The sequence below is a fragment of the Allobosea sp. NPDC055332 genome, assembly GCF_053645455.1.
Genome location: NZ_JBSHMO010000003.1, coordinates 269196 through 294659, shown reverse-complemented (window position 1 = coordinate 294659; position 25464 = coordinate 269196). Strand labels below are relative to the sequence as shown.

Sequence of the window (25464 nt, the reverse complement as noted above, 5' to 3'; positions counted from 1 at the left end):
TTCGTCGCACCCTCGAGTCGGCCGACCCGCGGCCAGAGATACAACCTGAATTAGAATTGACGTTGTAAAAAATCCAACTGATACAGGTCTACTCAGATTTTGGCAGACAGCCCTCCAACAAGCTGTTATTATCAATTTGAAGATACGCCTTCCGAGCCTTGATATCGCTTTAAATCTACCCCACCGGCTCCGCCTGCGGCCGGCCTTGAATATCCTTTAACTTGCCCGCCTGAGGCAAGAGCCGTCGACAAACTCGCGGCACACCCAGTCTTCACTCAAATGTGATAACAAAAAACGTAAATTTAAATTTTTTATAATCGATTATTTTTTTTAATTATGGAATGCTGATGCAGCGTTAGAGTTTCTATGACGGATATACGCCTGATGGATCTAAATATTATTCTCATCTTCAGGTGAATTTAAATTTATAAAATCCAGAACCGATGACGAACCAAAGCACGAAGCCCGGAACTAATCGAATAGCACTCACGACGAAGGGGGCCGACTTTTCCTCAAGGTGAACCATCTCAACACACACCACGGGCGCCTCTATTGGATGGCGCTCTGTTTAGGAGGGTCAGCCATCGTGACTCCGCCCGTCAGTAACCCGACATTGCCGAGCATCGGCTCGCTCGACATCGATTTTGACCATCACGGTCTTTTCAGCACGTTACTCGCCGACATGGTCGATTTGCTGGAGACGATCGCGGGTGTCGAAGATGCGTGCGCCTATGTCAGCAGCATCGCCGCGCGGCTGGGCGCAGATATCGAGCAGCAGTACAAGACAGCTCTCGGTGTTCAGAACCTCAGCCGCAATCAGTTGATCGGCGTTCTGCTCGACCTGAAGAACCGAGCCGGCGGAGCATTCTCCCTCATCGAAGAAGATGATGACCAGGTCGTGTTCAGCAATTGCGCATGTCCTCTCGGAAAAGCGGCTACGAATCATCCGTCCCTTTGCATGCTGACCTCGAACATCTTCGGCCGGATGGCCGCCAACGCGGTTGGGTACGCTGCCGTCGATCTCGAGCAAACAATCGCCAGGGGCGATGGTGCCTGCCGCGTGGTTCTGCATCTGAAGCGAACCGAGCTGGGCCCGGATACGAGGGAATATTTCCGCGATGATGCATCTACAGCTTCGGCATGAGCTAGACCTCGAAGCCTATGTTGAGCCGTCGATCATTGCCCTCAGCGACGGAAGCGTCCACGCGCGCAATCGCGCCGCGAGCCAGGTGCTCAATGCCGGGGACACGACCTCGTCGCTGATCGAGATGTGCGCGGGCCGGACCGAGGCTTTGCGGACCTATCTTCTAGCCTGCTCGGGCTCGCGCCAGCCATTGATCGAAAGAGTCAGCTTTGACGGGCCTGATGGCACCGTCGACTATCGCTGCTTCGGCAATGTCCTGGTCCCACGGCGCCGAAGCCGACCGGCCACACTCCTGCTGCGACTGTTTCCTCTCCTCGATGCACGCTTTTCGGCCGCTGCGGAGCGGATGAGGCGCCTGACGGCCGAGCGGCAACGCCGCCTTGCCATGCAGCAATACGACGAACTGCGCAGCGATCGCTTCAGGCTGGTCGAGCAATATTGCTTCGTCGCCGAAGCGCTACGCGTCGTGGAGGCACGGACGCACGAACTTCAGGACGAGCTCAGCCACATCCGAGCCGACGAGCGCGAGCGCATAGCGCAAGATTTGCACGACCATGCCGGACAGGAGATGGCCCTGGTCCTCATGGAGCTGCGACGGTTGCGAGAAGGCACGAAAGGGCCAGCGAGAAAGCGTCTCGACGAGATTGTCGAGCATGTCGCCCACGTCGGGCGCAAGATCCACCATGCCGTCGTCGGCGGCCGGCCACGCCTCATCGAAGAACTCGGCTTCAGCCGCGCCATCGAGACCATGGCGGCCTCGTTCGCCGCGGATGGGAGACTTGGCCTCTCGTTCAGAACGAAGGGAGCTGAGCCCGCACGGCTCCCCATCGCCGTCGAGGGCGCGCTGTATCGGGTGGCGCGGGAAGCGCTGACGAACATTCTCAAACACGCGCTCGGTGCACGAAAGCTCGATCTCACCCTGGAATTCGCGGGCGAGTCGGTCGCACTCACGATCGCCGATGACGGAGCCGGTATTCGGCCAGCGTCGACGCATCCGGGCAACAGCGACGGCCTCGGGCTCCGCGGAATGCGCCAGCGCATGGACGATATCGGCGGGACACTGGAGATCGGCCCACGTGCCGGCAAGGGCACAGCGGTCACGGCTGTTGCTCCTCTGGCCTACGAGCCGCAGCGGAGCCCTGATTGACGACGGCGCGCATCATACTGGTCGACGATCATCCTGTCGTGCTGGCGGGCTTGCAGGCTCTCGTGCTCGGCTTGCCCGATCTCGAATTGGTGGGGCAAGCGACCTGCGCATCCGAGGCGCTGATCCTCATGCGCAGCCAGCGCCCCGACATTGCCGTCCTCGACATGGGCCTGCCCGGCATGAGCGGCATGGCACTGGCCGAACGCATCCTCGAGGAGAAGCCCGATACCCAGATCGTGATGCTCACCCATTACGAGGAGCCGAACTATGTCCAGAAGGCGCTGAGGATCGGCATTCGCGGCTATGTCCTCAAAGCCTCTGCGAGCGAGAAGGTGGCGCAGGCGATCAGGACGGTCCTCAGCGGCGGTGTCTACATCGACTCGGAGCTGGAAGATTTCCGTTCGGAATGGATCCGCAAGCTTTGCCCAAACCCTGGCCTGTCTCCGGCGGCGACGAACGGAACGCTGACCTACCGCGAGATGCAGGTCCTGCGCCTGGCCGCCGTCGGCCACTCCAACAAGGAGATTGCGCGACGCGTCGGCCTCGGCATCAAATCCGTCGAGACCTACCGCTATCGAGCCTGCAAGAAATTGATGCTGCACTCGCGTCTCGACATCATCCGGTACGGCGCCAGCCATGGCTGGATTCTCGACGTCTGAGGGACCTGACTAAGCCATCGGTGCTCTCAACTGTCGCAACTGGCCCTGTGCGGAGTACTCAACTTGGCGTGAGCGAAACAACAATGGCCACGCGCCAAGCAACCGCATCTCCCGAAGAGCGTCGCGACTTGGAAGACCGTTCCCGCTACGACAGGTTCCGGGGATAGGAGCCCATATCCGGCACCGCCTGCGACCGGGCGACGTCCACCAATGCGGCTGCGTCTCCCAATTGCAAAGGCGACAGAGCGGCGGCGCGAACATGATCAGGATCCTCGTTGCCGACGAACATGCGCTCTACCGCACGGGCCTGCGCACCATTCTGCAGGCAGCGCTGCCACAAGCCGAGATCCTGGAAGCTGCGGATTTCGACGGGCTGATGCGCAGCCTGATGGAAGACCAGCCAATTCATCTTGTACTGGTCAGCCTCGGCCTGACGGGTTCGTCCGATCCGCAGGTCATCTGGGACTTCAAGCGAGCCTCTACGACGACACGCTATGTCGTCATCTCGAGCAACGGCACCTTCGACCAGGTCCTCCACTACGTCGCCGAGGGATTCCACGGCTTCATTTCGAAACTGCAGCGTGACGACGAGATCGTCGAAGCGGTCAAGGAGACCCTCGCCGGGCGTCTTGCGATACCGCGCGGCCTCACACCGTTCGGTTCAGCCACGGATGCTTATCGCTCTCGCGAAACGCCACAGCGCCGTATCGGCTCGCAGCAGGACCCGTTCGGGCTGACGCGCCGGCAGAAGGACGTCCTGGCGCTGCTGGCCGACGGACTCTCGAACCGGGAAATCGCCCAAGCGCTTCATATCGCGGAACCGACCGCGAAGATCCATGTCTCCGCCCTGATGCGTACCCTCAATGTACGTAACCGGACCGAAGCGGCGGTCTTGGCGAAGGATCTCATTCGAATTCTCAAAGTCGATCCTACAACCTGAAGTATTATACCGAAGGCGATATCAAGCTTCCGTGATCATCGTATGCTCTCGGTTGTAAGGTTTCCCCTGACAGGATCGTAATTTTCCTGACAAGACGAACACATCCGAATGAACTAATTATTAACCATCGAGCCGAGGGTACGGCATCCCTCGTCGCCACGCGATGCCCACAAGTGATTAGTCTGCACGTATTGCGTCCAGACTCTCACCAACCAACAAAAAATCACCCACAACCAAAGCCTATGCCTCCGGTTGCATCCGCGACATCAGTCTTGTTTTGAGTAAAGGGGAGTAACAATGGCTGACATCATCGAGACCGCCGTGCTGAGCGACAACGCCCTGCTCCGCGAAGGAATCACCCAATTGCTGGATGGTGCGCGCTTCCGGGTCAGCCAGAAATCGACCAGCCTCGATTTCCAGGGCTGCGAAGACCAGAAGACACCTGACCTCTTCATCGTCGTGATCGACGACATGTCCTGTTCCATCGTCGGCGACATCCGGAGGCAGTTCAAGAGCGCCAAGATCGTCGCGCTCGCTCTCCGCGACAGCCGCGAACTGATGCGCCGCGCCATGCAGCTCGGAGCGGTCGGCTATCTCGTCGAGTCCGTCTCGGCGCAGGATCTCATCACATCGCTGGAAGTCGTCATCGCCAACGGCGCTGTTTTTCCGCCCGATCTGCTGTCGCAGCTCGCCGAGGTCGCAGTCGAACCGCAGCGCCTCCTTCAGGGTGTGCAGCGCAGGGCCGACGGCTCGCCGTTCCAGGGCCTTTCGGCCCGGGAGGTCAGCATCCTCGAAGGGCTGATGCTGGGTGAATCCAACAAGGTGATCGCACGCAAGCTGGAGATCGCCGAGGCCACCGTGAAGGTCCATGTCAAGGCGATCCTCCGGAAGGTGCGGGTCAGGAACCGCACCCAGGCAGCCATGTGGGCCATGCAGAACTCCGTGACCCGGATTCCGGTGGTCGAGGACTCCGTCTCGGTTGAGGACGAGCCCCTGCCGATGATGGCAGCAAGGCCGGAAATCGTGAACTCACCCCGGCTTTCCTGAACCGATTGGCCTCAGCGGCGGAGCTGCTCCCATGATCGTGACCATCGTGACCCCGACGCTGAACGCCGTCGATTATCTGAAGGAATGCATCGAGTCCGCGCGCCGCAATGCGACGCGCGGCATCGAGATCGAGCACGTGATCGTCGACGGCGGCAGCAGCGATGGAACTGTGGAGCTCGCCCGCAGCTACGGGCTGCGCGTGATGCAGGGCAAGGACAGCGGCATCTTCGACGCCATCAACAAGGGCTCATTCAACTCCTCGGGTGAGTTGCTGGGCTTTCTCGGCGCCGACGATGTCATGCTCCCAGGTGCGGCCGCGGCCGTCGTCGATGCCTACCGTGCAAGCCGCCGGCGCTGGGTCGTCGGCGCCATCCGCTGGATCGATTCAGGCGGGCACAGCCTCGGCGGACTTGCGGCGCCTCCGAACTGGATGACGCCCGCCATGCTCGTCTGTCTGGGCTGGAATCCGATCATGCACATGGCGACCTATTTCTCCCGGACTTTCTTCGAGGAGTTGGGCGGCTTCGACATCGCCTACAGGGACGCTGGCGACTACGACATGTTCTGCCGGGCCCTGACGCAGGAGCCCTATGGCCGGATCGCGCGGCCGATCGCCTGCTTCCGGCGCACCGGCGTCAACAACAGCGCGATCCACGGAAGCCGCACCGCCGCCGAATGCGCCAGGATCTACGCACAGCATGGGCCCTCGTCGCAGGCCGAGCGATTGTTCTGGCGTCTTCTGCTGAAGACTTACTTCAACCTCGGCAACCCCGATTGGTTGCTGTCGAAGATGGCGGATTCGACGCGCACGACACTGAAGCTCCAGCCGAAGGCGCATTTCTGATCTTGCCCGCCGGCCGCAAAGCCTCCTCGTTACATGGTGACCGGCGGACGGCTCGTTAACAGCCGGCGCCGGCCTTCCAGCGATGGGAGCCCGTCAACGCGCGGAGGGCAGGCATGCGCACTTTACTGAAAAAGCTTCCGACCTGCCTGCGCCGACAGCATGGCGCAGCCGACGATTGGCCAGGCCACACTGACCAGTGCAATCACTGCGAGGTCCGTGGCTGCAAGAGCGGGACGTTCCGCTTCGAACGCCGAAGTCAGAGCAATCAGGCTCGCGACCACGAGATACGCTGGTACGACGATGACGAGCGCGATGGTCATCTGACTTGGCCCTCGGCGGGTTGCCCGCCGCTCGATCAACCATCCCGACGCTAGGACCATCACAATCTCCATCAATGACGAATGGAGATATCTCTGCGGACCATTCGGGATTACTGCGCCGGAGCCAGATCAGCGCAGCAAAGGAACTATCGCCGGGCTGATGTCAGGCGAAGTGCCTGCTCCAGCGCATTCACCAACTGGTCGGCATTGTCCCGGGAGAAGACCATCGGCGGCCGGATCTTGAGCAGGTTGCGGCCGGCGCCGGTGATGCCGACGAGGACGCCCTGCTGCAGAAGCTCCTCGATGAGTGCCCGCGCGACATCGGGTGCTGGCGTCTGGCTCGCGCGATCCCTGACGATCTCGACGCCAACGAACAGGCCGGTGCCGCGGACATCGCCAATGCGCTCGTCGGTCTCCATCAACTCGGCGAGCCGGCTACGCAGATAAGCCCCGACCTGCAGCGCATTCTCCTGCAAACCCTCGTCGCGCAATACGTCGAGCACTGCGATGCCGGCTGCGGCGACGACCTGGTTGCCGCCGAAGGTATTGAAGTAGCGCTCGGTCTTGAGGAAGCCTTCGACCAGCTCCCGGCGCGTGATCACCACGGCGAGCGGCAGCCCGTTGCCCATCGGCTTGGCCATGGTGACGATATCAGGAGTGATCCCGGCGTGCTGGAAGCCCCAGAAATGCGTGCCGGTGCGCCCGAGCGCCGACTGGACCTCGTCGGCGATGATCAGCGCGCCGGATTTGCGGACCTCGGCGATCGCCTCGTCGAGGTAACCGGTAGGCGGGCTGTAGAGGCCGTCGCTGGCGAAGACCGGGCAGGCGAAGAAGGCAGCCGGCCGATGCCCGCGCTCAGTGAGACCGGCAATCGCCCGGCGATACTGCTCGGCATACTCCGAGGCCGTCAGCTTCGGCGTCCTGTCGCCGACGCCGCGATGCTCGGGCGCAGGCACGGTCGCGACCCAGCCTTGCTGGCGCTCGGCGGGGATCGTCGAGGAATCGAGCGCGCCGATGATGGTCGAATTGCCGTGGAAGGCCGAGCGGGTGATCAGCGCGCCGCTGCCGCCGGAATTGGCCATGGCGATCCGCCAGGCGAGCTCGTTCGCCTCCGTCCCCGAGCAGACGAACATGCAGACCTTGAGCGGGTCCGGCATGGTCTCGGCCAAGCGCTCGGCATAGTCGACGATCAGCTCGCTGGGATAGCGGGTGTTGGAATTGAAGGTCGCGAGCTGGCGGCTCGCCGCCTCGACGACGCGCGGATGACAATGGCCGACATGCGGGACGTTGTTGTAGGCGTCGAGATAGCGCTTGCCGCCCTGATCGGTCACCCAGACGCCTTCGCCGCGCACCGGCGCGAACGGAGCCTGGTAGAATTGCTTGTACATCGGCCCGAGCAGGCGGGCGCGGCGTTCCATCAGCGTGTCGTACATGGCGAGCTTCTTTCCGGAGAGAGTTCAGCGGCTGCCGAGGCGTGCGGCCTCGGCCAGGCGTTCGGCGGTCTCGGCCAGGGGAATCGCGTCGCAGCGGGCGAGCGCTTCCCAGCCGAAGCGGCTGACATCATCGCGATAGGAGGTGGTCGCGGCCGGGTTGGCCCGGCGGCGCCAGGCGACGATGAGTTCGCGGGTCACAAGCCGAGCCTGAACGAGCGCCGGCAACACTGCGATCTCGCCGGGCTCGAGCGGCAGGATTTGGGCGTAGCCCTTCACCACCTGCGCCATCGCGCTCAGCGGGTCGGCTTCGCGGTAGATGAGATGCGCCGCCGCGATCGCGACCTCGGCGACGCGGATCGTCCTGATCATGTCGCCAAAATCGATGATCCCGGAGACCGAACCGTCCTGCGGCCGTAGCAGCAGGTTGTTCTGGTTGAGGTCGTTGTGGATGACCTGCCGGGGCAGCACTGGCAGAAGCGGCGCGACGCTCTCGGCGAAGCGGTCGAGCACGCGCCCCGCCAGAGCCTTGCGCTGGTCGGTATCGAGAAAGGCGACCTTCTCGCGCAGGCTGGCGAAGTGGACCAGGTCCCAGATGAAGGCCCGGTTCGCGCCGGGATGATCGAAATCGGCCAAAGCGCGATCGAGCCGTGCCGCCAGCATGCCGATCTCGACCCGCTGGGCCCGCGACAATGTGCTGCCGAGCGCAGGCTCGCCCGGCAGATAGGTCAGGACGCGCAGCAGATGGCGCTGGCCACCGCGCTCATGCGCGACGATCGTACTGCCATCGCGTGCGGCGACCACGCGCGGCACCGGCAGGGCCGGGTCGGTCCGCGCCAGATGGGCCAGCGCCGCGTTCTGGAAGGCAAGCTCCTCCGCGCTATCGGAATCGCCGCAGATCTTGAAGACGACATCGCGGCCATCCGCACAGGCGACATGGAGGTTGAGATCGCGCTCGCCGCGGATCCGCGCGAACGAGCCGCTGATGCCGAAATGCTCGCGCAGCATCCCAGCCAGCTCGTCGCCGGCGAACTGGGGCAGCGGCGCCATCAGCGCATCATCCAGGGCGGGCCCAGCAAGACCGCTCACGCCATCGCCTCCTGGAAGCCGGTCAGGAAGGCCGCGAGATTGTCGCCCAGCACTGGCGAGGGATAGCCGCCTTCCTGGATGATCACGGTCGGGCGCCGCAAGCTGGCGAGGCTCTCGCCCATGCGCCGGAAGCCCTCCGTCGTCACGGCGGTGCAGGCGAAGGGGTCGGCCACCGAGGGATCGAGCCCAAGCGCGATCACCAGGACGTCAGGCGAAAACGCCTTCGCCTGCTCGACTGCCTGCCGAACGGCAGCGAGATAGACCTCGTCATCCGCCCTTTCCGGAACCGGCAAGTTGAGATTGAAGCCCTCACCAGCGCCTGCACCGGTCTCGTCGGCATAGCCGGCATAGAACGGGTAGACCGTCGCCGGGTCGGCATGGACCGAGATGGTCTGGACATCGGCGCGGTCATAGAACAACTGCTGCGTGCCATTGCCGTGGTGCACGTCGACATCGAGGATGGTGACACGCTGGGCGTGATCGCGCGCCAAGGTCACCGCCAGCGCCGTGTTGTTGAGGAAGCAGTAGCCGCAGGCCTGGTCGCGATAGGCGTGATGCCCCGGCGGCCGGCACAGCGCATAGGCCGCCCCTTCGCCGTTCAGCACCCGCGCCGTCGCATCGATCGCGGTCGCGCCGCTGGCGAGGATCGCCGCCCAGCTGTCGGCGAGCAGCACGCTCGCCGCATCGGCGATGTAGTAGCCGGCCCGGCCCAAAAGGTCCTGCGGCAGGCGCCGCATATAGGCGTTGGGATGCAGGCTCGGACGCAGTTCCTCGCTCGCCGGAAAGCGCTGCTTCCAGGCGGCGAAGCCGGTTTCGAGGAAGGCGAGATAATCGGCGTCATGGACGCGCCGGATCAGCGCCATGTCAGCCGCCCCAGGCGCGACCACCGTCTCGGTGCAGCCCTCGGCCGCCGCGAGCAGCACACGCGCCCGGTCCGGCACCTCCAGCGCCGTGGTGAGTGCACCGCCCGAGAGCCGGGTGCGCACATGATGACCGTACTGGTCGGGATGGAAGATCGTCTTCATCTCAGGCAGTCCTCAAAGGCTCACTTCGCGATCAGCGCCTGGTAGCGCTCCTGCACGCGGGCGATGTTGTCGGCCCACCAGGCAGGCTGGAGCGGCGCCTGCCGATCCTTGTTCTGCGGAGAGGAATTGGCCTTCGCCAGCGCCTCGGCCGAGAACTGCTTCACGGCGAAGGCGCGCTCGTTGATCGGCCCGTAATAGGGCAGCAGATCGGGGATATTGGCCTGGATTTCGGGCGTGACCATCTGCGCGATCATGCGCTGGGCGGCGGCAGCATTGGCGGCGCCCTTGGGGATACCGAAGCAGCCGAAGCCGAGCAGAGCCTGGTCGTAGGTGAAGTCGACCGGTGCGCCATCAGCCAGCACGCTGGCGACCCGGCTGCCCCAGATCACGATCATGTCGACCTCGCCGTCCTTCAGGAGCTGCGAGGCCTGGGCGCCCGATTGCCAGAACACATCGATCGAAGGCTTCAGCTTCGCCAGCGAGGCCAGAGCCCGGTCGGCGTCGAGCGGATAGAGCTTGTCCTTGTCGACGCCGTCGGCGAGGAGCGCGACTTCCATGCTCTCCTGCGGGTAGATGTGCATGGCGCGCCGGCCCGGGAACGCCTTCGGGTCCCAGAAGTCCTTCCAGTTGCGCGGCGGCTTGTCCTTGTACTTGTCCTTCTGCCAGGCCAGCACGGTCGAGACGTAGTTGCTGCCGATATAGGCCGTTCCCCGCGCCTGCGGCGCGATGCCGTTCGTATCGATCTTCGAGTAGTCGAGCGGCTCGAACAGCCCCTCGTTCTGGCCGCGCGCGCAATCGGCCTCGCCCAATTGCACGATGTCCCAGCCGGGCTTGCCGGACTGGACCTGCACCCTGACGCTGGCGAGACCGCTATGGCTCTCCTCGCGCACGCGGACGCCGAGCTTCTTGCCGGCCGGGTCGAACAGCGCCTTGCGGACGCTGCCCTGATATTGCCCGCCAAAGCCGGCGAAGGTGACCGAATCCTGCGCCGCCGCGATCTGCGCCGAGCCGACCAGCACGGCAGCAGCGAATGCGAAACGCGACATCGTCATGCCAGATGAAAACTGCATCATGTTTCTCCTCCCCATGTGAAAACGGCGCCGCGCACGCGGACGGGCTGTCCGCATGCCGGCGCCGGTTCATCCGCTTCTTCGTGTCCGTCCTTGCGGGAAGGACACCGCGAAATGCCTTGCGACGTTGATAAAAAAGGCGGGTTTGGCCAGGCGCTCTCTGCAAGGGCGCCCGGCCAGCTAGCTGGTCTCACATGCGATCACCATGACCGGACAATCCAGGGCGCCGGAGAGCTTGCGTGCCGCAGCAGCAGGCCCCGACAGGGCCAAGCGGTCGAACGGCGCCGTCAGCCCGGCCTCGATGTCGACCACGACCGCACCGGGTGAGAATCGCCTGATCGCCTCGCAAGCCTCGGCCAGCGCCGCGTCGGCAGCCTTTTCGTCGGCCTCGGCCCCGAGGACGAGATTGAGATTGGCGCCGGCGGCATCTGCGCCGCCATGCTCGTCGGCATAGCCGGTGTAGAAGGGATAGCGCTGGGCCGGGTCGCCATGAACCGACAGGCAGAGCACGTCCGCGCGCGACAGGAAGATCGACTGGGTTCCACTCGCATGGTGCTCGCCAAGGCTGAGCACCGCGACGCGCGGCAGACTCTCGCGCAGGAAGGACGCCGCGATCGCCGCATGGTTGAGATGGCAGCCGCGCGCCGCGCGGCCGGCATAGGCGTGGCGCCCGCCCCTAGCGCAGCGGGTGACGACCTGCCGCTCGCCCGCCGCGACGCGCAAGGCGCCGGCCATGACGCTTCGCGCGTCATCGAAGGCGTCCGGCCAGGTCGAGGGCGAGACCGCCGTCAGCGCATCCGCCAAGTAAAAGCCAGCGCGCGCCTCCAGATGGCCGGGCAGACGCATCATGTCGGCACCGGGATGCAGCGATGCCCTGATCTCGGCATCCGGCTCTTCCAGTGGCGCGAAACGCAGGAACTCCAGATAGGAGGCCTCGTGCACGCCCTGGATCGCGTACTGGCAGAGCGAATCCAGCTCGGCCGCGTCCCTGTCGTCACGCTTCGAAACGGATCTGGCGGTCATCGCGCTGCTCCCTTCTCCGGCCGCTTCACGATCTGGACGATGAGCAGCAGCACGATCGAGGCGACGACCAGCACCGACGAGACCGCCGCGACCAGCGGGTCGACCTGATCGCGGATGTTCGCGAACATCCGGCGCGGCAGCGTCGAGTTCTCGCCGCTGGAGATGTAGAGGGCGATCACCACCTCGTCGAAGGCGGCGACGAAGGCGAACAGCGCCCCGGCCGCGATCGAGCTCTTGATCTGCGGCACCGTCACGGTCAGGAACGCTTTCAGCCTTGTCGCTCCGAGGCTGCGCGCCGCCCGCTCCAGATTGCCGTCGAAGGATTGCAATCCGCTCGATACCGTCACCAGCACGAAGGGCAGCGCCAGCATGATGCCAACGAGCACGAGGCCGGTGACCGTGTTGTTGAGCCCGAGCTTGGCGAAGACGAAGAAGACGCCGATCGCGACCAGGATGTTTGGCACGATCATCGGCAGCAGGAACGACATGCGCAGCGGCTTGGTCAATCGCTCGGGCATCTGCGAGAGGCCGTAAGCCGCCGCGGTGCCGATCGGCGTCGCGATCAGCGTCGTCAGCCCGGCGACCCTGAGCGAGAGCCAGAGCGCGTCCATCCACTCGGCGGAGTCGAAAAATTCGCGATACCAGCGCAGGCTCCAGGCCCGCGGCGGAAACTCGAGGTAGTTCGAGGCCGAGAACGACATCGGCACGATCAGCACGCAGGGCACGATCAGGAAGGTGAAGATCAGCGCGCACAGCCCGTAGAGCCAGAGCCTCTGATAGTGCCTGATCTGCGTGGCGCTGGCGGCAGCGGTCAGCATCAGCGGCCCCCATAGAGCTTGTCGACGCGGAACACCTTGTTCAGCGCGGCGAGGATGGCGATGGTCACGACGAGCAAGAGCACGCCGAGCGCGCTGGCTGCGCCCCAGTTGCTGTAGGTCGAGACATTGGTGGCGATCTGCATCGACCACATGCTGACCCGCCCGCCGCCGAGCAAAGCCGGGGTCAGGTAGAAGCCGAGGCTCAGAATGAAGACGAGCACCGTGCCGGCGAAGAGGCCGGGGCGGCTGAGCGGGAAGAACACGTCCCAGAACGCCCGCATCGGCGAGGCGCCGCAGCTCGACGCCGCCTTCAGATAATCGGTGTCGATGGTCTTCATGCTCGAATAGAGCGGCAAGATCATGAAGGGCAGCAGCACGTGCAGCATGCCGATCGTCGTGCCGATGAAGTTGTTCACCAGCGGGATCGGCTCGTTGATGATGCCGAGGCTGACGAGCCAGCTGTTGATCAGGCCCCGTCGCTGCAGCAGCACGAGCCAGGCATAGGTGCGCACCAGCACCGAGGTCCAGAACGGCAGGATCACGAAGATCATGCAGATCGCCGCCGCCCGCGGGCTAAGCTGGGAGAGCAGATAGGCGACGGGGTAGCCGAGCAGGATCGAGCCGAGCGTGACAATCCCAGCGATCTGGAAGGTCGTCACGAAGGTGATGACATAGACCGGTTGCGCCAGCCTCGCGTAGTTCTCGAGCGAGACGCCGCCATCCTTGCCGATGAAGGAGAGGATGAAGAGCCAGCCGACCGGGACGACCAGCAGGAGCCCGATGACGATGAGCCCGGGCACGGCGAGGAGCGCGAAGGACCACGCTTCCTTTCGCTCGGCGCGGGCGAAATAGGAGGCGTCGGTAGAACCCGGTGGCACGGCCGCGATGACGCCGGTCATGGATCGCGCCTCAGACATCGCCGCTGACCAGGATGCTGTCATTGCGGTGGACGTTGATGTGGATCGGCTGGCCGGGCGTCGGCACGAGGCCGCGATTGGCCTCCTGCGGCACCACCCGCACCGCGATGTTCTGGCCATCCGGGAAACCGGCGATCACCAGCAGGCTGTCGCCCTGGAAGATCGTCTCGCGCGCCACGGCGGAGAAGGAATTGACCTCGGCCTCCGGACCAGAGACCGGGCCGATCGCGAGCTTTTCCGGGCGCAATGCCAGCCAGCTTTCGCGCGAGTTGGTTGCCGATGCCCCCGCATGATCGGGGAGGCGCAGCGGCGTACCGAAGACGCTTGCGCCGCCGCCGGCCTTAAGCTCGACCGGCAGGAAGGTCGTCTCCCCCACGAAATCGGCGACGAAGCGCGTCCGCGGCCGGTCGTAGATCGCCCGTGGCGTATCGAACTGGATCAGGGCGCCGTTGTTGATCACCGCGATCCGGTCCGACATGGTCAGCGCCTCGCGCTGGTCATGCGTCACGAACACCGTCGTCGTGTGCAGGCGCTCATGCAGATGGCGCAGTTCGATCTGCATCTGCTCGCGCAGTTTCTTGTCGAGCGCCGAGAGCGATTCGTCCATCAGCAGGATGCGCGGCTCGAAGACGATGGCCCGCGCCAAAGCGACGCGCTGCTTCTGCCCGCCCGAGAGCTTGTCGACGGGACGATCGATGAACTGGCTCAGCCTGACCATGTCGAGCGTGGCCCGCACGCGGCTCTCGATCTCAGCTCTGGCAAGGCGCCGGAGCTTGAGCGGGTAGGCGACGTTCTCGAACACGTTCATATGCGGGAACAGCGCATAGTTCTGGAAGACGAGGCCGATCTCGCGCCGGTGCGGCGGCCTGGTCAGCAATTCCTCGCCCGCGACCAGGATGCTGCCGCTGGTCGGGGTGACGAAACCGGCGAGCACCTGCAGCAGCGTCGTCTTGCCTGAGCCGGACGGGCCGAGCAGCGTGACGAATTCGCCGGGCGCGATGTCGAGATTGATGTCCTTGAGGGCTTCGAACGAACCGAATTTCTTCGAGAGCCCCCGGATCGAAACCGGAACCTTCATTGCAGGATCGCCGATTTGAAGGCCTCTTCCGCCTTGTCGCCGTTCTTGGCCCACCAGGCCGCGTCGATCAGCACCTGCTTGGCCGCGTTCTGCGGCGAGGAGTTGGTCTTGGCGAGCTGTTCCGGCGTGAACTTGCGGATCTCATAGGCCTTGGCGTTGACCGGGCCGTAATTGTCCATCTTCTCGATGATGTTAGCCTGGATCTCCGGCGAGACCATCGCCAGCGCGAGCGCCTTCGCCTTGGCGGCGTTCTTGGCGCCCTTGGGGACGGCGATGCAGCCATAGCCGAGCAGGCCCTGATCATAGCTGAACTGGACGGAGCTGCCGTCCTCGATCACCGGCGAGACCCGGCTGCCATAGATCGCGATCAGGTCGACCTCGCCATCCTTGATCAGCTGGGTCGACTGGGCGCCCGTCGTCCAGAACACGCCGATCTGCGGCTTGAGGCGCTTGATCGCGGCAAGGGCGCGCTCGACATCGAGCGGGTAGAGCTTGTCCTTGGCGACGCCGTCGGCGAGCAGCGCAATCTCCAGCGTCTCCTGGGCAAGGCCGGCAATGGCGCGGCGCCCCGGGAACGCCTTGGCGTCCCAGAAATCGGCCCAGGATTTCGGCGGCTGCTTCACCTTGTCGGTGCGCCAGGCCAGGACCACGGAGTAATAGTTGGTCGCGACCCAGCTCTTGCCGCGCGCCGCGGCCGGGATCGAGGCATCGTCGAGCTTCGAGAGGTCGAGCGGCTCGAACAGCCCTTCGCTCTCGCCGCGGGCGCATTCGTCGCCGCCGAGATGCACCAGATCCCAGGCCGGGGCGCCCGACTGGACCTGCACCCGGATCGAGGGCAGATCGCCATGCGTCTCGCTGCGGATCTTGAGGCCGAGGGTCTGCGCGGCGGGATTGACCAGCGCCGCATCGAAGCCCTTGCGCATCGCGCCGCCATAGCCGGCGACGGTCACGGTCTCCTGCGCGCTCGCGGCAGCCGGAAGCATCGCGGAAATCGCTGCCCCGGCAATCATGGCGATCTGCCGGCGCCTTACGCTGTCTGTCCTGTCGGTCATTGCCAACCCCTCGGAATTGTTCTGCGCCGGGGTGACCGAAACAAAAAAACCGGCGCTTTCGCCCCAGCCCTTTCGGGCTCGGAGAAAAAGCGCCGGTTCGAATTGTTCCCCTGGAAGCCCGTCACGAAGAGGGCCGCCCAGCACAAATCACCTAGCCCATTTAGTACGCGCCGGAATTTCACCCCTGTCAACCGTCGTCCTGCACCTGTCTTTTCAGCCCTTGCCAGCTGGCAGGCGAGTGTGAGAGCCGTCTGGCCAAGCAAGCACGAAACAGGGGAACGTCATGTCGGATGTCAGGACAGTGCTGGTGAGCGGCTACTCGGCCGCTCCCAAGGGCACCAGCATGTTCGAGGAGTTCAAGCATGCCGGCGTGGTGCTCGAGATCGACCCAGCGACGAACGTCATCGTCGCAGTCGACGCCACTTTCGTGACGCAGCTGGCGCGCTCGTTCTATTCGCGGCTGATCGTCGGCTATGACGTCAGCAACGGCATGGCGCCGCTGGAGCGGCTGATCTCCACGGCCGTGCACACGCCGTCGCGCGAGGCGCTGATCGTCGCCACGCGCGCCGCCGTGCAGCGCTATTTCCAGATCCGCGACAATCGCGGGTGAGCTAAAGCAATTCCAGCAGAAGTGTGGAGCGGTTCTGCGTCCGGAATTGCGTAAAAACAAAGAGATAGCGGTCTTTCGGCAAGCTTTGTTCGCCGAAAGACCGCGTGGCCGCCGTCAGGCGGCCTTGTCCAGCGCGATGCCCTTCGTCGTCAGCAGGTCGAGCCCGAGGTCGAGCGCCCGCGTGAAGCGGTCGACCGCATCGTCGATGCCCTCGAGCGTGATGATCAGCGGCGGCGTCATGATCAGGGTGTCGCCGAGCGCCCGTACGATCAGCCCGTTCTCGAAGGCGAGGCGCTGGATCTCCAGGCCGAACTTCAGCGAGGGCTCGAAGGCCTGCCGCGTCGCCTTGGAGCGGACGAGCTCGATCCCCCACATCAGGCCGACACCGCGGACCTCGCCGACCAGCGGATGGTCGAGCAAGGCCTTGAGGCGCCCTTCCAGCTTAGCTCCGAGTGCCTGAGCGCCGGCGATCAGCCCGCGCTCCTCATAGAGGTTCAGCGCCTCCAGGCCGACGGCGCAGGCGATCGGGTGGCCGCCATAGGTGTAGCCATGGCCGAAGACGCCGATCTTGTCGCCCTGCTCCTTCATCGCCTGGTAGATCGGCTCCGACAGCAATAGCGCGGAGAGCGGCTGATAGGCCGCGGTCAGCGCCTTGGCGCTGCTGATCATGTCAGGCTTGAGGTCATAGGTCTGCGTGCCCCACCAATTGCCGGTGCGCCCGAAGCCGGTGATGACCTCGTCGACGACGAAAAGGACCTCGTATTTCCTGAGGATCGCCTGGACCTTCTCGTAATAGCCTTTCGGCGGCACGACACAGCCGCCCGTGCCCATCACCGGCTCGGCGAAGAAGGCAGCGACTGTCTCCGGCCCCTCCGCCAGAATCAGGTCCTCGATCTCCTTGGCGAGGCGGTCGGCGAAGGCCTCTTCCGTCTCGCCCGGCACACCTTCCCGGTAGAAATGCGGGCAGGTGACATGCAGGAAACCGTCGAGCGGCAGGTTGAAGTCGCGGTGGATGTGCGGGAGGCCGGTCAGGCTGGCGCTGGCGATCGAGGTGCCGTGATAGGCGCGCTTGCGGGCGATGATCTTGCGCTTCTGCGGCTTGCCGATCGCATGGAAATAATACCAGGCCAGCTTCACCGCAGTGTCGTTGGCCTCCGAGCCTGAGCTCTGAAACAGCACCTTCGACATCGGCACCGGCGCGATCTCGATCAGACGCTCGGAGAGCGCGATCGCCGGCTCCGAGGTTCGGTGCGCGAAGTTCTGGTAATAGGGCAGCGCCGCGAACTGCTTTGCCGCCGCTTCCGCCAGCCGGTTCTCGCTGAAGCCGAGCGCCGCGCACCACAGACCGGCCATGGCTTCGAGATAGCGGTTGCCGGCATCGTCATAGACATGGAAACCCTCGCCGCGGGAGATGATCGTCGGGCCGATCTTCTCGTGCAGCGAGAAATTCGTCTGCGGATGGAGCTGGTAGGCGATGTCTCTGGCGTGATTGGAATTGGCGGTCATGGCGCACCTCGCATGCCGGTTCAAGGCGATCAAAAACCGCCTCGCATCCGCGCAAAATTTTCGGGAAGAGCCGGTTCGATCGCTTGTCTGGGCAACCGTCGAAGCTGCCCATCGCCAATCGCCTGACAACACCGAAAATGCCTGCGGGCACGGTGGTTGTCAAACCGGGTGGCGCGCATCCGCCATGCCCCGGCGAGGGAGGAACCGGCCACTTGCACCCCGGTGAGCGCCCCGAATTTCGCCACTTGACGGCGCGCCGGACACGGGCATAGACCTGAAAGCAGCTAGGAGATTTGTGCCCCGACGCCCTTCAAGGCAGCGGGACCACAGCAAATCGGACCGGCACACGCAGGAGCGGAAACCCCGCTCGTCCGTGTGCCGGTTTTTTTTTGGACTGAAGCCATGACCGATGCGGTTGTCATCTGCGAATGCTTTGCCCGCGACGGGCTGCAGCATGAGCCTGTCTTCCTGCCGAGCGAGCAGAAGATCGCGCTGATCGACGCCTTCACCGCCGTCGGCTTCCAGCGGATCGAAGCGACCTCCTATTCCAACCCCAAGGTGGTGCCGGCTTTCGCTGACGCCAGCGAGGTCCTCGCCGGCATCCGGCGTAAAGCCGGGGTCTTCTACAAGGCGACCTGCCCGAATCCGCGTGCCGTCTTCCGTGCCGTCGCCGATTCGGAAGCCGGCTATGGACCTAACGAAATCAGCCTGCTGGTCTCGGCGACGGAGGCGCATAGCGAGCGCAACCTGAAGAGCTCGCGGACCGCGCAATGGGCCAATGTCGAGGCGATGGTGGCGGCCGCGCAGGGCCGCTTCCGCCTGATCGGCACGATCTCGGTCGCCTTCGGCTGCCCGTTCGAGGGCCAAGTCGGCGCCGCGACCGTCATCGCCGACGCCGCCAGGTTCGCAGCGCTCGGCGTCCGCCATGTGACGCTCGGCGACACCACCGGTCTCGCCACGCCACGCACCTCCAAAGCCCTGTTCCAGGCCGTCGCTGCGGCAGTGCCGGAACTCACCTTGATCGCGCATTTCCACAACACCCGTGGCACCGGCCTCGCCAATTGCGTCGCCGCTTATGAGGCTGGAGTGCGCAATTTCGACAGCGCCTTCGGCGGCATCGGCGGCCACCCGGCCCAGCTCGTCTATGGCGGCGGCTTCACTGGCAATGTCGCGACCGAGGACCTCGTCAACATGTTCGAGGCGATGGGCATTCCCACCGGCCTCGATCTCACGGCCCTGATCGAGACCGCGCATCGCTGCGAGGAGGTCCTCGGTCGCCAGCTCCATTCGATGGTCGCCCGCTCCGGGCTCGGCCTCGTCGCCTGATCAAAAGAGGAACCATGTCCCAGCCCCCTGCCCCGCTGCTCGTCGAGACCCGCGGCGCCGTCCGCATCCTGACGATGAACCGGCCCGACAAGCTCAACGCCCTCGACACGGCGCTAACACAGGCGCTCTTCGACGCGCTGCTTGCGGCGCAGGAGGACGAGGCGATCCGGGCGGTCGTCCTGGCCGGCGCCGGGCGCGGCTTCTGCGCCGGCGCCGATCTGAAGGAATTCGCTGATCTCACTCCGGCGAACCAGAAGGCCGTGGTCGCCCGCGCCGACCTGACCACGCGGCTGCACATGCTCCTGCCGGGCCTGTCGAAACCCGTCGTTGCCGCCGTGCAGGGCGTCGCGGTCGGCGGCGGCGCCGGCACCGCGATCGGCTGCGACATGGTCGTCGCCGGCAGCGACCTGAAATTCGGCTATCCCGAGCTGCGCCACAGCATCGTCCCCGCCATCGTGATGACGAGCCTGCAGCGCGCCGTTGGCCGCAAGCTCGCCTTCGAGCTGGTCAGCACCGGCCGGATGGTCGGCGCCGAGGAGGCGCTGCGGCTCGGCTTCGTCAACAAGGTCGTGGCGCCGGAGGATGTGCTGGCCGAAGCCATCGCCATCGCCGAGGGCTGGGCCAAGGTGAAGCCGGTTGCGATGGAGGCGACCAAGCGATTGTTCTACCGCGTCGCCGACCTGCCTTTCGAGGCGGCGATGGCGGCCGGACGCGACATCAACGCGCTGATGCGCAGCTTCCGCGACGGGGACGGCGCATGAGACCGCTCGACGGCATCACCATCGTCGACTTCTCGCGCGTCCTCGCCGGGCCGATGGCGACGATGATCCTGGCCGAGATGGGCGCGCGGGTCATCAAGGTCGAGCGTCCCGGCACGGGCGATGAATCCCGGCAATGGGAGCCGCGCGTCGGCGAGGAGAGCGCCTATTTCTTCGCCTTCAATCGCGGCAAGGAATCGATCGTCCTCGACCTGAAGACCTCGGCTGGCCGTGCCGCGGCGAAAACGCTCGCGCTCCAGGCCGACGTCGTCCTCGAGAACTTCTTGCCCGGCCAGATGGACAAGATGGGGCTGGGCTATACCGAGCTCTCCCAGGAGAAGCCGGGGCTCGTCTACGTCTCCAATACCGGCTTCGGCCAGAGCGGACCCTATCGCGATCGCGTCGGCTACGACACCATCTTCCAGGCGCTGAGCGGCGTGATGGCGCTGACCGGCCATCCCGATGGCCCGCCCGCCAAGGTCGGCGTGCCGATGGCCGACCTGACCGCCGGCCTCTGGAACGCCGTCGCCATCCTGACCGGGCTGGTCGGCCGCGCCAGTAACGGCAAGGGCTGCCATGTCGACCTCTCCATGCTCGACACCCAGATCAGCCTGCTGACCATCGCCGCGGCGCGCCTTTTTGCGCTGGGTGAGGATCCACAGCGCACGGGCACCGAGCATCCCGGCCGCGTCCCTTCCGCCGCCTTCGCCTGCGCCGGCGACGAGTGGCTGCATATCAGCGGCAGCGACCAGCATTGGCAGGCGATCTGCTCGGTGCTCGGCCTCGACGAACTCGCGGCCGACACCGCGCTCGCCCGCAATGCCGAGCGGGTGAAGCAGCGCGAGCGCGTGATGGCGGCGATGCGCGAGGCCCTGGCCGGGCGCGAACGTGCCGATGTCGCCGAAGCCCTGCGTGCAGCCGGCGTGCCGGCTGGCGAAGTCAACACGGTCGCCCAGGCGCTGGCCGATCCGCATGTCCAGGCGCGCGGCATGGTGGCCGAGTTCCGGCACCCCACGGCGGGCGCCTTCCCGGCCCTGCGCAATCCGCTGCGCTTCACCGGCTATGACGCCCCGTCTCTCGGCACGCCACCGCTGCACGGCGCCGACAGCGCCGCCCTCGCGGCCGAATTCGGCCTGAAGGAGATCGGCGCATGAGCCAGAGCCCCTTATCCGGAATGGCGTTCGAGCGCCTGGCGGTCGCCGCCGATGGCCCGATCCTGCGGGTGACGCTGAACCGCCCGGAAGCGCGCAACGCGCTCGACCTGACGATGTGCCGGGAATTGCGGGCCGTGTTCGAGGCGATCGAGGCCGACCCGGCCATCCGCATCGTCCGTGTCGACGGCGCCGGCCCGGTGTTCTGCGCCGGGGCCGACCTCAAGGAGCGCAAGGGCAAGGATGAGATCTGGGTGCGGCAACGCCGGCTCGCTTCCTTCGCCGCCTATGACGCGATCGAGCGTTCGAGCAAGGCCGTGATCTGCGTCGTCGACGGACCCGTAGTCGGCTCCGGCGGCGAGATCGCCATGGCCTGCGACTTCATCATCGCATCCGAGCGCGCCAGCTTCACCTTTCCGGAAGCGCATTGGGGCACGGTCGGCGCGACGCAGCGCCTGCAGCGCGTCGTCGGCAAGCGGCTGGCAAAGGAGCTGCTCTTCACGGCGCGGCGCTGGCCGGTCGAGGATGCGCTGGCCGCCGGCCTCGTCAACCGCATCGTCGCGCCGGACGCACTCGAAGCGACCGTCACCGAGCTGCTCGCGGAGATCGCCAAGGCGCCGGCTTTGGCGCTGACCCTCGCCAAGCAGTCGATCGAGCTTGGCGAGAAGACCGACCTCGCTACCGGCATCCGCATCGAGCTCGCCGCGATCGAGCGCGCGCTCGCTGACACCGAATGGCGCAAGGGCCTGGAGGCCTTCGCCGAACGCGACGCACAGGGAAAGAACTCATGAGCGCCAGCGAGCTGCCATCCGATCTCTTCGGCTGCGCCGACACTCTGCCGGAAGCCCTGGCGCGGGCCGTGCGCCTCGCCGGCCAGGAGGAGGCCGTCGTCTGCAATGGCGAACGCATCAGCTATGCCGCCCTCGCCGCACGCGTCGACGAAGTTGCGACCGCGCTCGCTGCCCATGGCGTTCGCAAGGGCGACCATGTCGGCATCTGCCTCGGCAACAGCATTCCCTGGATCGTGCTGTTCCACGCCATCGCCCGGCTCGGCGCCGTCACCGTGCCGGTCAACACCAGGCTGAAGGCGGAGGAGATCGCCTACACTTTGCGGCAGTCGGACGTCTCGCTGCTGTTCATGACCGACCGGCTGCTCAAGATCGATTTCGTCGAAATCCTCAGGCAGATCTGCCCGGCGGTCGATACGAAGCTGCCGGACGCAGGCTTACCCAAGCTGACCCGCGTCGTCATCCTCGGCGAGACCGTTCCGGCGGGCGCGGCCAGCTTCGCTGATTTCCTGAAGGCAGGTGTCGGCCAGGCAGTGCCGGAGCCGGTCCCGGCAGCGGATGACCCGCTGCTGATCCAGTACACCTCCGGCACCACCTCCTTCCCGAAAGGGGCGGTGCTGACCCATCGCAACATGACCTGGGACGCCTATTCCGCCGGCCGCTTTTTCGGCCTGCGTTCGGGCGAGCGCTATTTCAGCCCCCGCCCCTTCTTCCATGTCGCCGGCAGCACGCTCGCGGTCATTGCTTCGCTGCAGCATCTCGCCTGCCTCGTCAGCTGCGAGCGCTACGAGCCGGGCGACGCCTTGCGCCTGATGGAGGACGAGCGCTGCACGCTGATGTCGGGCAACGACACCATCTTCCTGATGCTGCTCGACCATCCCGACCTGCCCGAGCGCAAGCTCGCTTTGCGCGGCGGCTGGGCGGCTGCGACACCCTCGGTGATGGAGCGCATCTCACGCCAGCTCGGCGCGACCGAGATGGCGGTCTGCTACGGCCAGTCGGAAGCCTCGCCGAACATCTGCACCGCTGCCTGGTGGGACCCGCTCGCCGACCGGATCGCCGGCTGGATGCGCATCCATCCCGGCGTCGAGGTCGAGATCCGCGCGACCGAGGATGGTCCCGAGCCCGGCCCCGGCGAGGTCGGCGAGATCTATGCGCGTGGCTGGAACGTGATGCAGGGCTATTACGCCAAGCCCGAGGAGACCCGCGCCGTCCTCAGCGAAGATGGCTGGCTGCGCACCGGCGACCTCGGCCGCCTCTCGCCCGATGGCCGGCTCGCCTTCGTCGGCCGGGCCAAGGACATCATCCGGGTCGGCGGCGAGAACGTCGCCTCGGCCGACATCGAGAATGTGCTGCACCGCCATCCCGGCATCCAGCAGGCACAGGTCGTCGGCGTGCCCGACAAGCGCCTGATCGAGGTGCCGGCCGCTTTCGTGATCCTCGCCAGCGGGACCTCGCTCGCACCGGACGAGATCATCGCCTGGAGCAAGGAGCACCTCGCCGGCTTCAAGGTGCCGCGCTATGTCGAGATCGTCGAGAGCTTCGACCAGATCGGCATGACCGCGAGCTCCAAGGTCCAGAAGAACAAGCTCGCCGCCCATGCGCGCCAGCTCTTCGGCCTCGAGGCGGTGGCATGAACACGCGTGTCGAGAGCCTGCGCATCGAGACGCGCTTCACCCGGCTGGTCGGCATCGACCTGCCGATCGTGCAGGCGGGGATGAGCTGGGCCTCCTCCTGCGCGGCGCTGCCGGCGGCGGTCTCGGGCGCGGGCGGGCTCGGCATCATCGCCGCTGGGCCGATGCGGCGCGACGACCTCAGGGCGGCCATCGCCGGCGTACGCGCCGAGACGGACCGGCCCTTCGCCGTCAACGTCCCGCTCTACCGCAAGGAAGTCGACGACATCCTGGCGCTGCTTGTCGACGAGCGCGTCCCGGTCATCATCGCCTCGCAGGGCGGGCCGGATCGCTATCTCGATCGCTTCAAGGCAATCGGCACGCTCTGCCTGCATGTCGTCGCCTCCGAGGTCCATGCCGCCAAGGCGGCGGCCAAGGGCGTCGACGGCCTCGTCGTGGTCGGCGGCGAGGCCGGCGGCCACCCGCCGCCGGAGCTGGTCTCGACTTTGGTGATCGGCCGCGCCGTGGCGAAGGCCGTGCCCGATCTGCCGATCGTGCTGGGCGGCGGCATCGCCGACGGCCAGGGGCTCGCAGCCGCGTTGGCGCTCGGCGCCGATGCCGCGCAGCTCGGCACCCGCTTCATGGCGACGCCGGAAGCGCGCCTGCATGACGATTATCGCCGCCGTGTCGTCGCGGCTGCCGTCTCCGACACCATGGTGGTCGGGCGTGGCTTCGGCATGATCCGCGTGCTGCGCAACCGCTTCGCCGAGGCGATGGCGGCGGCCGAGCGCGCCGGGCGTCCCGACGAGGAACGGCGCGAGCTCTTCCAGCGCTCCTCGCTCAAGCTCGCCGCCTTCGACGGCGACGTCGAGGACGGCAAGGTCGAGGCCGGGCAAAGCGTCGGGCTGATCGACGACATCGTCCCGGCCGGCGAGCTCGTCGCGCGGATCGCAGGGGAATACCGGGCAACGCTGGCGCGGCTTCCCGTTGCTGAGTCCGTACGCGAGCCCGCCTTGCAGCCTTCGTGACCATCCGCGCCGCCAGAGCCGGAAAAACCAACAACGGGAGGAGGATCGACATGGACAGGCGCAGATTCATGGCGACGGCCGGCGCAGCCATGCTGGCACCGCGCGGCGCTGGCGCACAGGGCTATCCCGTCAGGCCGATCCGACTGATCGTGACTTTCGCAGCCGGCGGCCCGGCCGATCTGTTCGCCCGTGCGCTCGCCAGCGGGATGAGCACCCGGCTCGGCCAGCAGGTGGTCATCGACAACCGCCCCGGCGGCGCAGCGGGATTGCCCGCCATCGATGCGATCGCCAAGGCAGGGCCGGACGGCTACCAGCTCGCTCTGGCCGGCGCGGCGGCGCTCTCGACCGTGCCGTTCATGATCCCGAAGATGCCGTTCGACTGGGAGACGAGCCTGACACCGCTCACGCTGGTGTCGCGCGTTCCGGAGGTGATCACCACCAACGCCAAGCTCGGCCTGAAGAGCCTCGCCGACCTCGTCGTCTACGCGAAGAAGAACCCGGGCAAGGTCAATTTCGGCTCTGCCGGGCTCGGCAGCATCACCCATCTCGCCAGCGAGCTGTTCAAGGCGGAAGCGGGGATCGACATCACCCATGTGCCCTATCGCGGCGCGGCGCCGGCGGTGAACGACCTGATCGCCGGCCATATCGACATGGTCACGGCCGATATCCCGGTGCTGCTGCCGCAGATCCAGGCCGGCAGCGTCAATGCCCTCGCGGTCACCACCGAGAAGCGGATCAAGGCCCTGCCGGATGTGCCGACCACCGCCGAAGTCGGCTTTCCCAAGGTCGTCTCCGACAATTGGTACGGGCTGGTCGGCCCCGCCGGGATGCCGGCTGAGGTGTCCGGCAGGATCCACGCCGCCGCCCTGGCGACGCTCCGCTCGGACGAGCTGTTGAAGCAGTTCGAGAGCCAGGAGGCGATCTCCTCGCCGACCTCCCCGGACGAGTTCGTCGCCTTCATCAAGGCCGAGCGGGCGAAATGGGGGCCGCTGATCGCCTCGATCGGGGTCAAGCTCGAATAGCGCTCCGCATTCCTCCCCGGTCAATCACCAGGTCGCGTAGCCGCGGCCCAAGCTTCCAA

Annotated in this window: 25 protein-coding genes; 14 read left to right on the top strand and 11 right to left on the bottom strand. The window is 65.7% G+C overall.

Annotation, left to right across the window (positions count from 1 at the left end; translation table 11 throughout):
* The first annotated feature begins 586 nt into the window (after positions 1–586).
* From ACWIGM_RS17755 to ACWIGM_RS17730, 6 genes are all read left to right on the top strand, one after another.
* On the top strand, positions 587–1144 hold the full coding sequence (locus ACWIGM_RS17755) for a methanogen output domain 1-containing protein (RefSeq protein WP_454027283.1): 558 nt from the start codon (positions 587–589) through the stop codon (positions 1142–1144).
* Positions 1119–2291 (top strand): sensor histidine kinase, encoded by a 1173-nt coding sequence (locus tag ACWIGM_RS17750; RefSeq protein ID WP_454027282.1) that lies wholly within the window; start codon positions 1119–1121, stop codon positions 2289–2291. Before ACWIGM_RS17755 ends, ACWIGM_RS17750 begins: the two co-directional genes overlap by 26 nt.
* On the top strand, positions 2288–2950 hold the full coding sequence (locus ACWIGM_RS17745) for a response regulator transcription factor (protein WP_454027281.1): 663 nt from the start codon (positions 2288–2290) through the stop codon (positions 2948–2950). Before ACWIGM_RS17750 ends, ACWIGM_RS17745 begins: the two co-directional genes overlap by 4 nt.
* A gap of 259 nt (positions 2951–3209) precedes the next feature.
* Positions 3210–3890 carry a LuxR C-terminal-related transcriptional regulator gene (locus ACWIGM_RS17740; RefSeq protein WP_454027280.1) on the top strand — a complete coding sequence of 227 codons (681 nt, stop codon included), beginning with the start codon at positions 3210–3212 and terminating at the stop codon, positions 3888–3890.
* Between the two features lie 297 nt (positions 3891–4187).
* A complete protein-coding gene (locus ACWIGM_RS17735; RefSeq protein WP_454027279.1) occupies positions 4188–4937 on the top strand; it encodes a LuxR C-terminal-related transcriptional regulator in 750 nt (249 codons plus the stop codon).
* Between the two features lie 31 nt (positions 4938–4968).
* Positions 4969–5781, top strand: coding sequence for a glycosyltransferase family 2 protein (locus ACWIGM_RS17730; protein WP_454027278.1), 813 nt, complete (start codon positions 4969–4971; stop codon positions 5779–5781).
* Positions 5782–5903: 122 nt separating this feature from the next.
* On the opposite strand, the gene ACWIGM_RS17725 is transcribed toward ACWIGM_RS17730, so the two are convergent.
* The 10 genes from ACWIGM_RS17725 to ACWIGM_RS17680 all read right to left on the bottom strand — a co-directional run bounded on the left by ACWIGM_RS17725 (position 5904) and on the right by ACWIGM_RS17680 (position 15603).
* Positions 5904–6101: a hypothetical protein gene (locus ACWIGM_RS17725; protein ID WP_454027277.1), complete on the bottom strand. Its 198-nt coding sequence runs from the start codon at positions 6099–6101 to the stop codon at positions 5904–5906.
* 146 nt (positions 6102–6247) lie between these two features.
* Positions 6248–7534 (bottom strand): aspartate aminotransferase family protein, encoded by a 1287-nt coding sequence (locus tag ACWIGM_RS17720; protein WP_454027276.1) that lies wholly within the window; start codon positions 7532–7534, stop codon positions 6248–6250.
* A gap of 24 nt (positions 7535–7558) precedes the next feature.
* Complete coding sequence (locus tag ACWIGM_RS17715; RefSeq protein WP_454027275.1) at positions 7559–8620, bottom strand: phosphotransferase; 1062 nt, start codon at positions 8618–8620, stop codon at positions 7559–7561.
* Positions 8617–9645 (bottom strand): histone deacetylase family protein, encoded by a 1029-nt coding sequence (locus ACWIGM_RS17710; protein ID WP_454027274.1) that lies wholly within the window; start codon positions 9643–9645, stop codon positions 8617–8619. Before ACWIGM_RS17710 ends, ACWIGM_RS17715 begins: the two co-directional genes overlap by 4 nt.
* 20 nt (positions 9646–9665) lie before the next feature.
* The gene (locus ACWIGM_RS17705) at positions 9666–10715 is read right to left on the bottom strand and encodes an ABC transporter substrate-binding protein (protein WP_454027273.1); all 1050 of its coding nucleotides are present in this window, start codon (positions 10713–10715) and stop codon (positions 9666–9668) included.
* Between the two features lie 180 nt (positions 10716–10895).
* Positions 10896–11738 carry an arginase family protein gene (locus ACWIGM_RS17700; protein WP_454027272.1) on the bottom strand — a complete coding sequence of 281 codons (843 nt, stop codon included), beginning with the start codon at positions 11736–11738 and terminating at the stop codon, positions 10896–10898.
* Complete coding sequence (locus tag ACWIGM_RS17695; protein WP_454027271.1) at positions 11735–12556, bottom strand: ABC transporter permease; 822 nt, start codon at positions 12554–12556, stop codon at positions 11735–11737. Before ACWIGM_RS17695 ends, ACWIGM_RS17700 begins: the two co-directional genes overlap by 4 nt.
* A complete protein-coding gene (locus tag ACWIGM_RS17690) occupies positions 12556–13455 on the bottom strand; it encodes an ABC transporter permease (RefSeq protein ID WP_454027270.1) in 900 nt (299 codons plus the stop codon). Before ACWIGM_RS17690 ends, ACWIGM_RS17695 begins: the two co-directional genes overlap by 1 nt.
* A 10-nt stretch (positions 13456–13465) precedes the next feature.
* Positions 13466–14551 carry an ABC transporter ATP-binding protein gene (locus ACWIGM_RS17685; RefSeq protein WP_454027269.1) on the bottom strand — a complete coding sequence of 362 codons (1086 nt, stop codon included), beginning with the start codon at positions 14549–14551 and terminating at the stop codon, positions 13466–13468.
* Positions 14548–15603, bottom strand: coding sequence for an ABC transporter substrate-binding protein (locus ACWIGM_RS17680; RefSeq protein WP_454027268.1), 1056 nt, complete (start codon positions 15601–15603; stop codon positions 14548–14550). Before ACWIGM_RS17680 ends, ACWIGM_RS17685 begins: the two co-directional genes overlap by 4 nt.
* 283 nt (positions 15604–15886) lie before the next feature.
* Here ACWIGM_RS17680 and ACWIGM_RS17675 point away from each other — a divergent pair, with 283 nt between their 5' ends.
* Positions 15887–16213, top strand: a complete 327-nt coding sequence (locus ACWIGM_RS17675) for a DUF3870 domain-containing protein (RefSeq protein ID WP_092154409.1) — start codon at positions 15887–15889, stop codon at positions 16211–16213.
* Positions 16214–16327: 114 nt separating this feature from the next.
* On the opposite strand, the gene ACWIGM_RS17670 is transcribed toward ACWIGM_RS17675, so the two are convergent.
* On the bottom strand, positions 16328–17719 hold the full coding sequence (locus tag ACWIGM_RS17670) for an aminotransferase (RefSeq protein WP_454027267.1): 1392 nt from the start codon (positions 17717–17719) through the stop codon (positions 16328–16330).
* A gap of 402 nt (positions 17720–18121) precedes the next feature.
* On the opposite strand from ACWIGM_RS17670, the gene ACWIGM_RS17665 reads away from it, so the two are divergent.
* From ACWIGM_RS17665 to ACWIGM_RS17635, 7 genes are read left to right on the top strand one after another with little or no spacing between them, the layout of a single operon-like run.
* Positions 18122–19045, top strand: coding sequence for a hydroxymethylglutaryl-CoA lyase (locus ACWIGM_RS17665; RefSeq protein ID WP_454027266.1), 924 nt, complete (start codon positions 18122–18124; stop codon positions 19043–19045).
* A 14-nt stretch (positions 19046–19059) separates the two neighbouring features.
* Entirely contained in the window at positions 19060–19806 is a 747-nt protein-coding gene (locus ACWIGM_RS17660; RefSeq protein WP_454027265.1) for an enoyl-CoA hydratase/isomerase family protein, read from the top strand.
* Positions 19803–20957 carry a CaiB/BaiF CoA transferase family protein gene (locus tag ACWIGM_RS17655; RefSeq protein WP_454027264.1) on the top strand — a complete coding sequence of 385 codons (1155 nt, stop codon included), beginning with the start codon at positions 19803–19805 and terminating at the stop codon, positions 20955–20957. Before ACWIGM_RS17660 ends, ACWIGM_RS17655 begins: the two co-directional genes overlap by 4 nt.
* Positions 20954–21745 carry an enoyl-CoA hydratase/isomerase family protein gene (locus ACWIGM_RS17650; RefSeq protein WP_454027263.1) on the top strand — a complete coding sequence of 264 codons (792 nt, stop codon included), beginning with the start codon at positions 20954–20956 and terminating at the stop codon, positions 21743–21745. Before ACWIGM_RS17655 ends, ACWIGM_RS17650 begins: the two co-directional genes overlap by 4 nt.
* Complete coding sequence (locus ACWIGM_RS17645) at positions 21742–23379, top strand: AMP-binding protein (protein ID WP_454027262.1); 1638 nt, start codon at positions 21742–21744, stop codon at positions 23377–23379. The genes ACWIGM_RS17650 and ACWIGM_RS17645 overlap by 4 nt, the downstream gene beginning before the upstream one ends.
* Entirely contained in the window at positions 23376–24383 is a 1008-nt protein-coding gene (locus ACWIGM_RS17640; RefSeq protein WP_454027261.1) for an NAD(P)H-dependent flavin oxidoreductase, read from the top strand. The genes ACWIGM_RS17645 and ACWIGM_RS17640 overlap by 4 nt, the downstream gene beginning before the upstream one ends.
* Before the next feature lie 50 nt (positions 24384–24433).
* Positions 24434–25405 (top strand): Bug family tripartite tricarboxylate transporter substrate binding protein, encoded by a 972-nt coding sequence (locus ACWIGM_RS17635; RefSeq protein WP_454027260.1) that lies wholly within the window; start codon positions 24434–24436, stop codon positions 25403–25405.
* Positions 25406–25464: the final 59 nt, after the last annotated feature.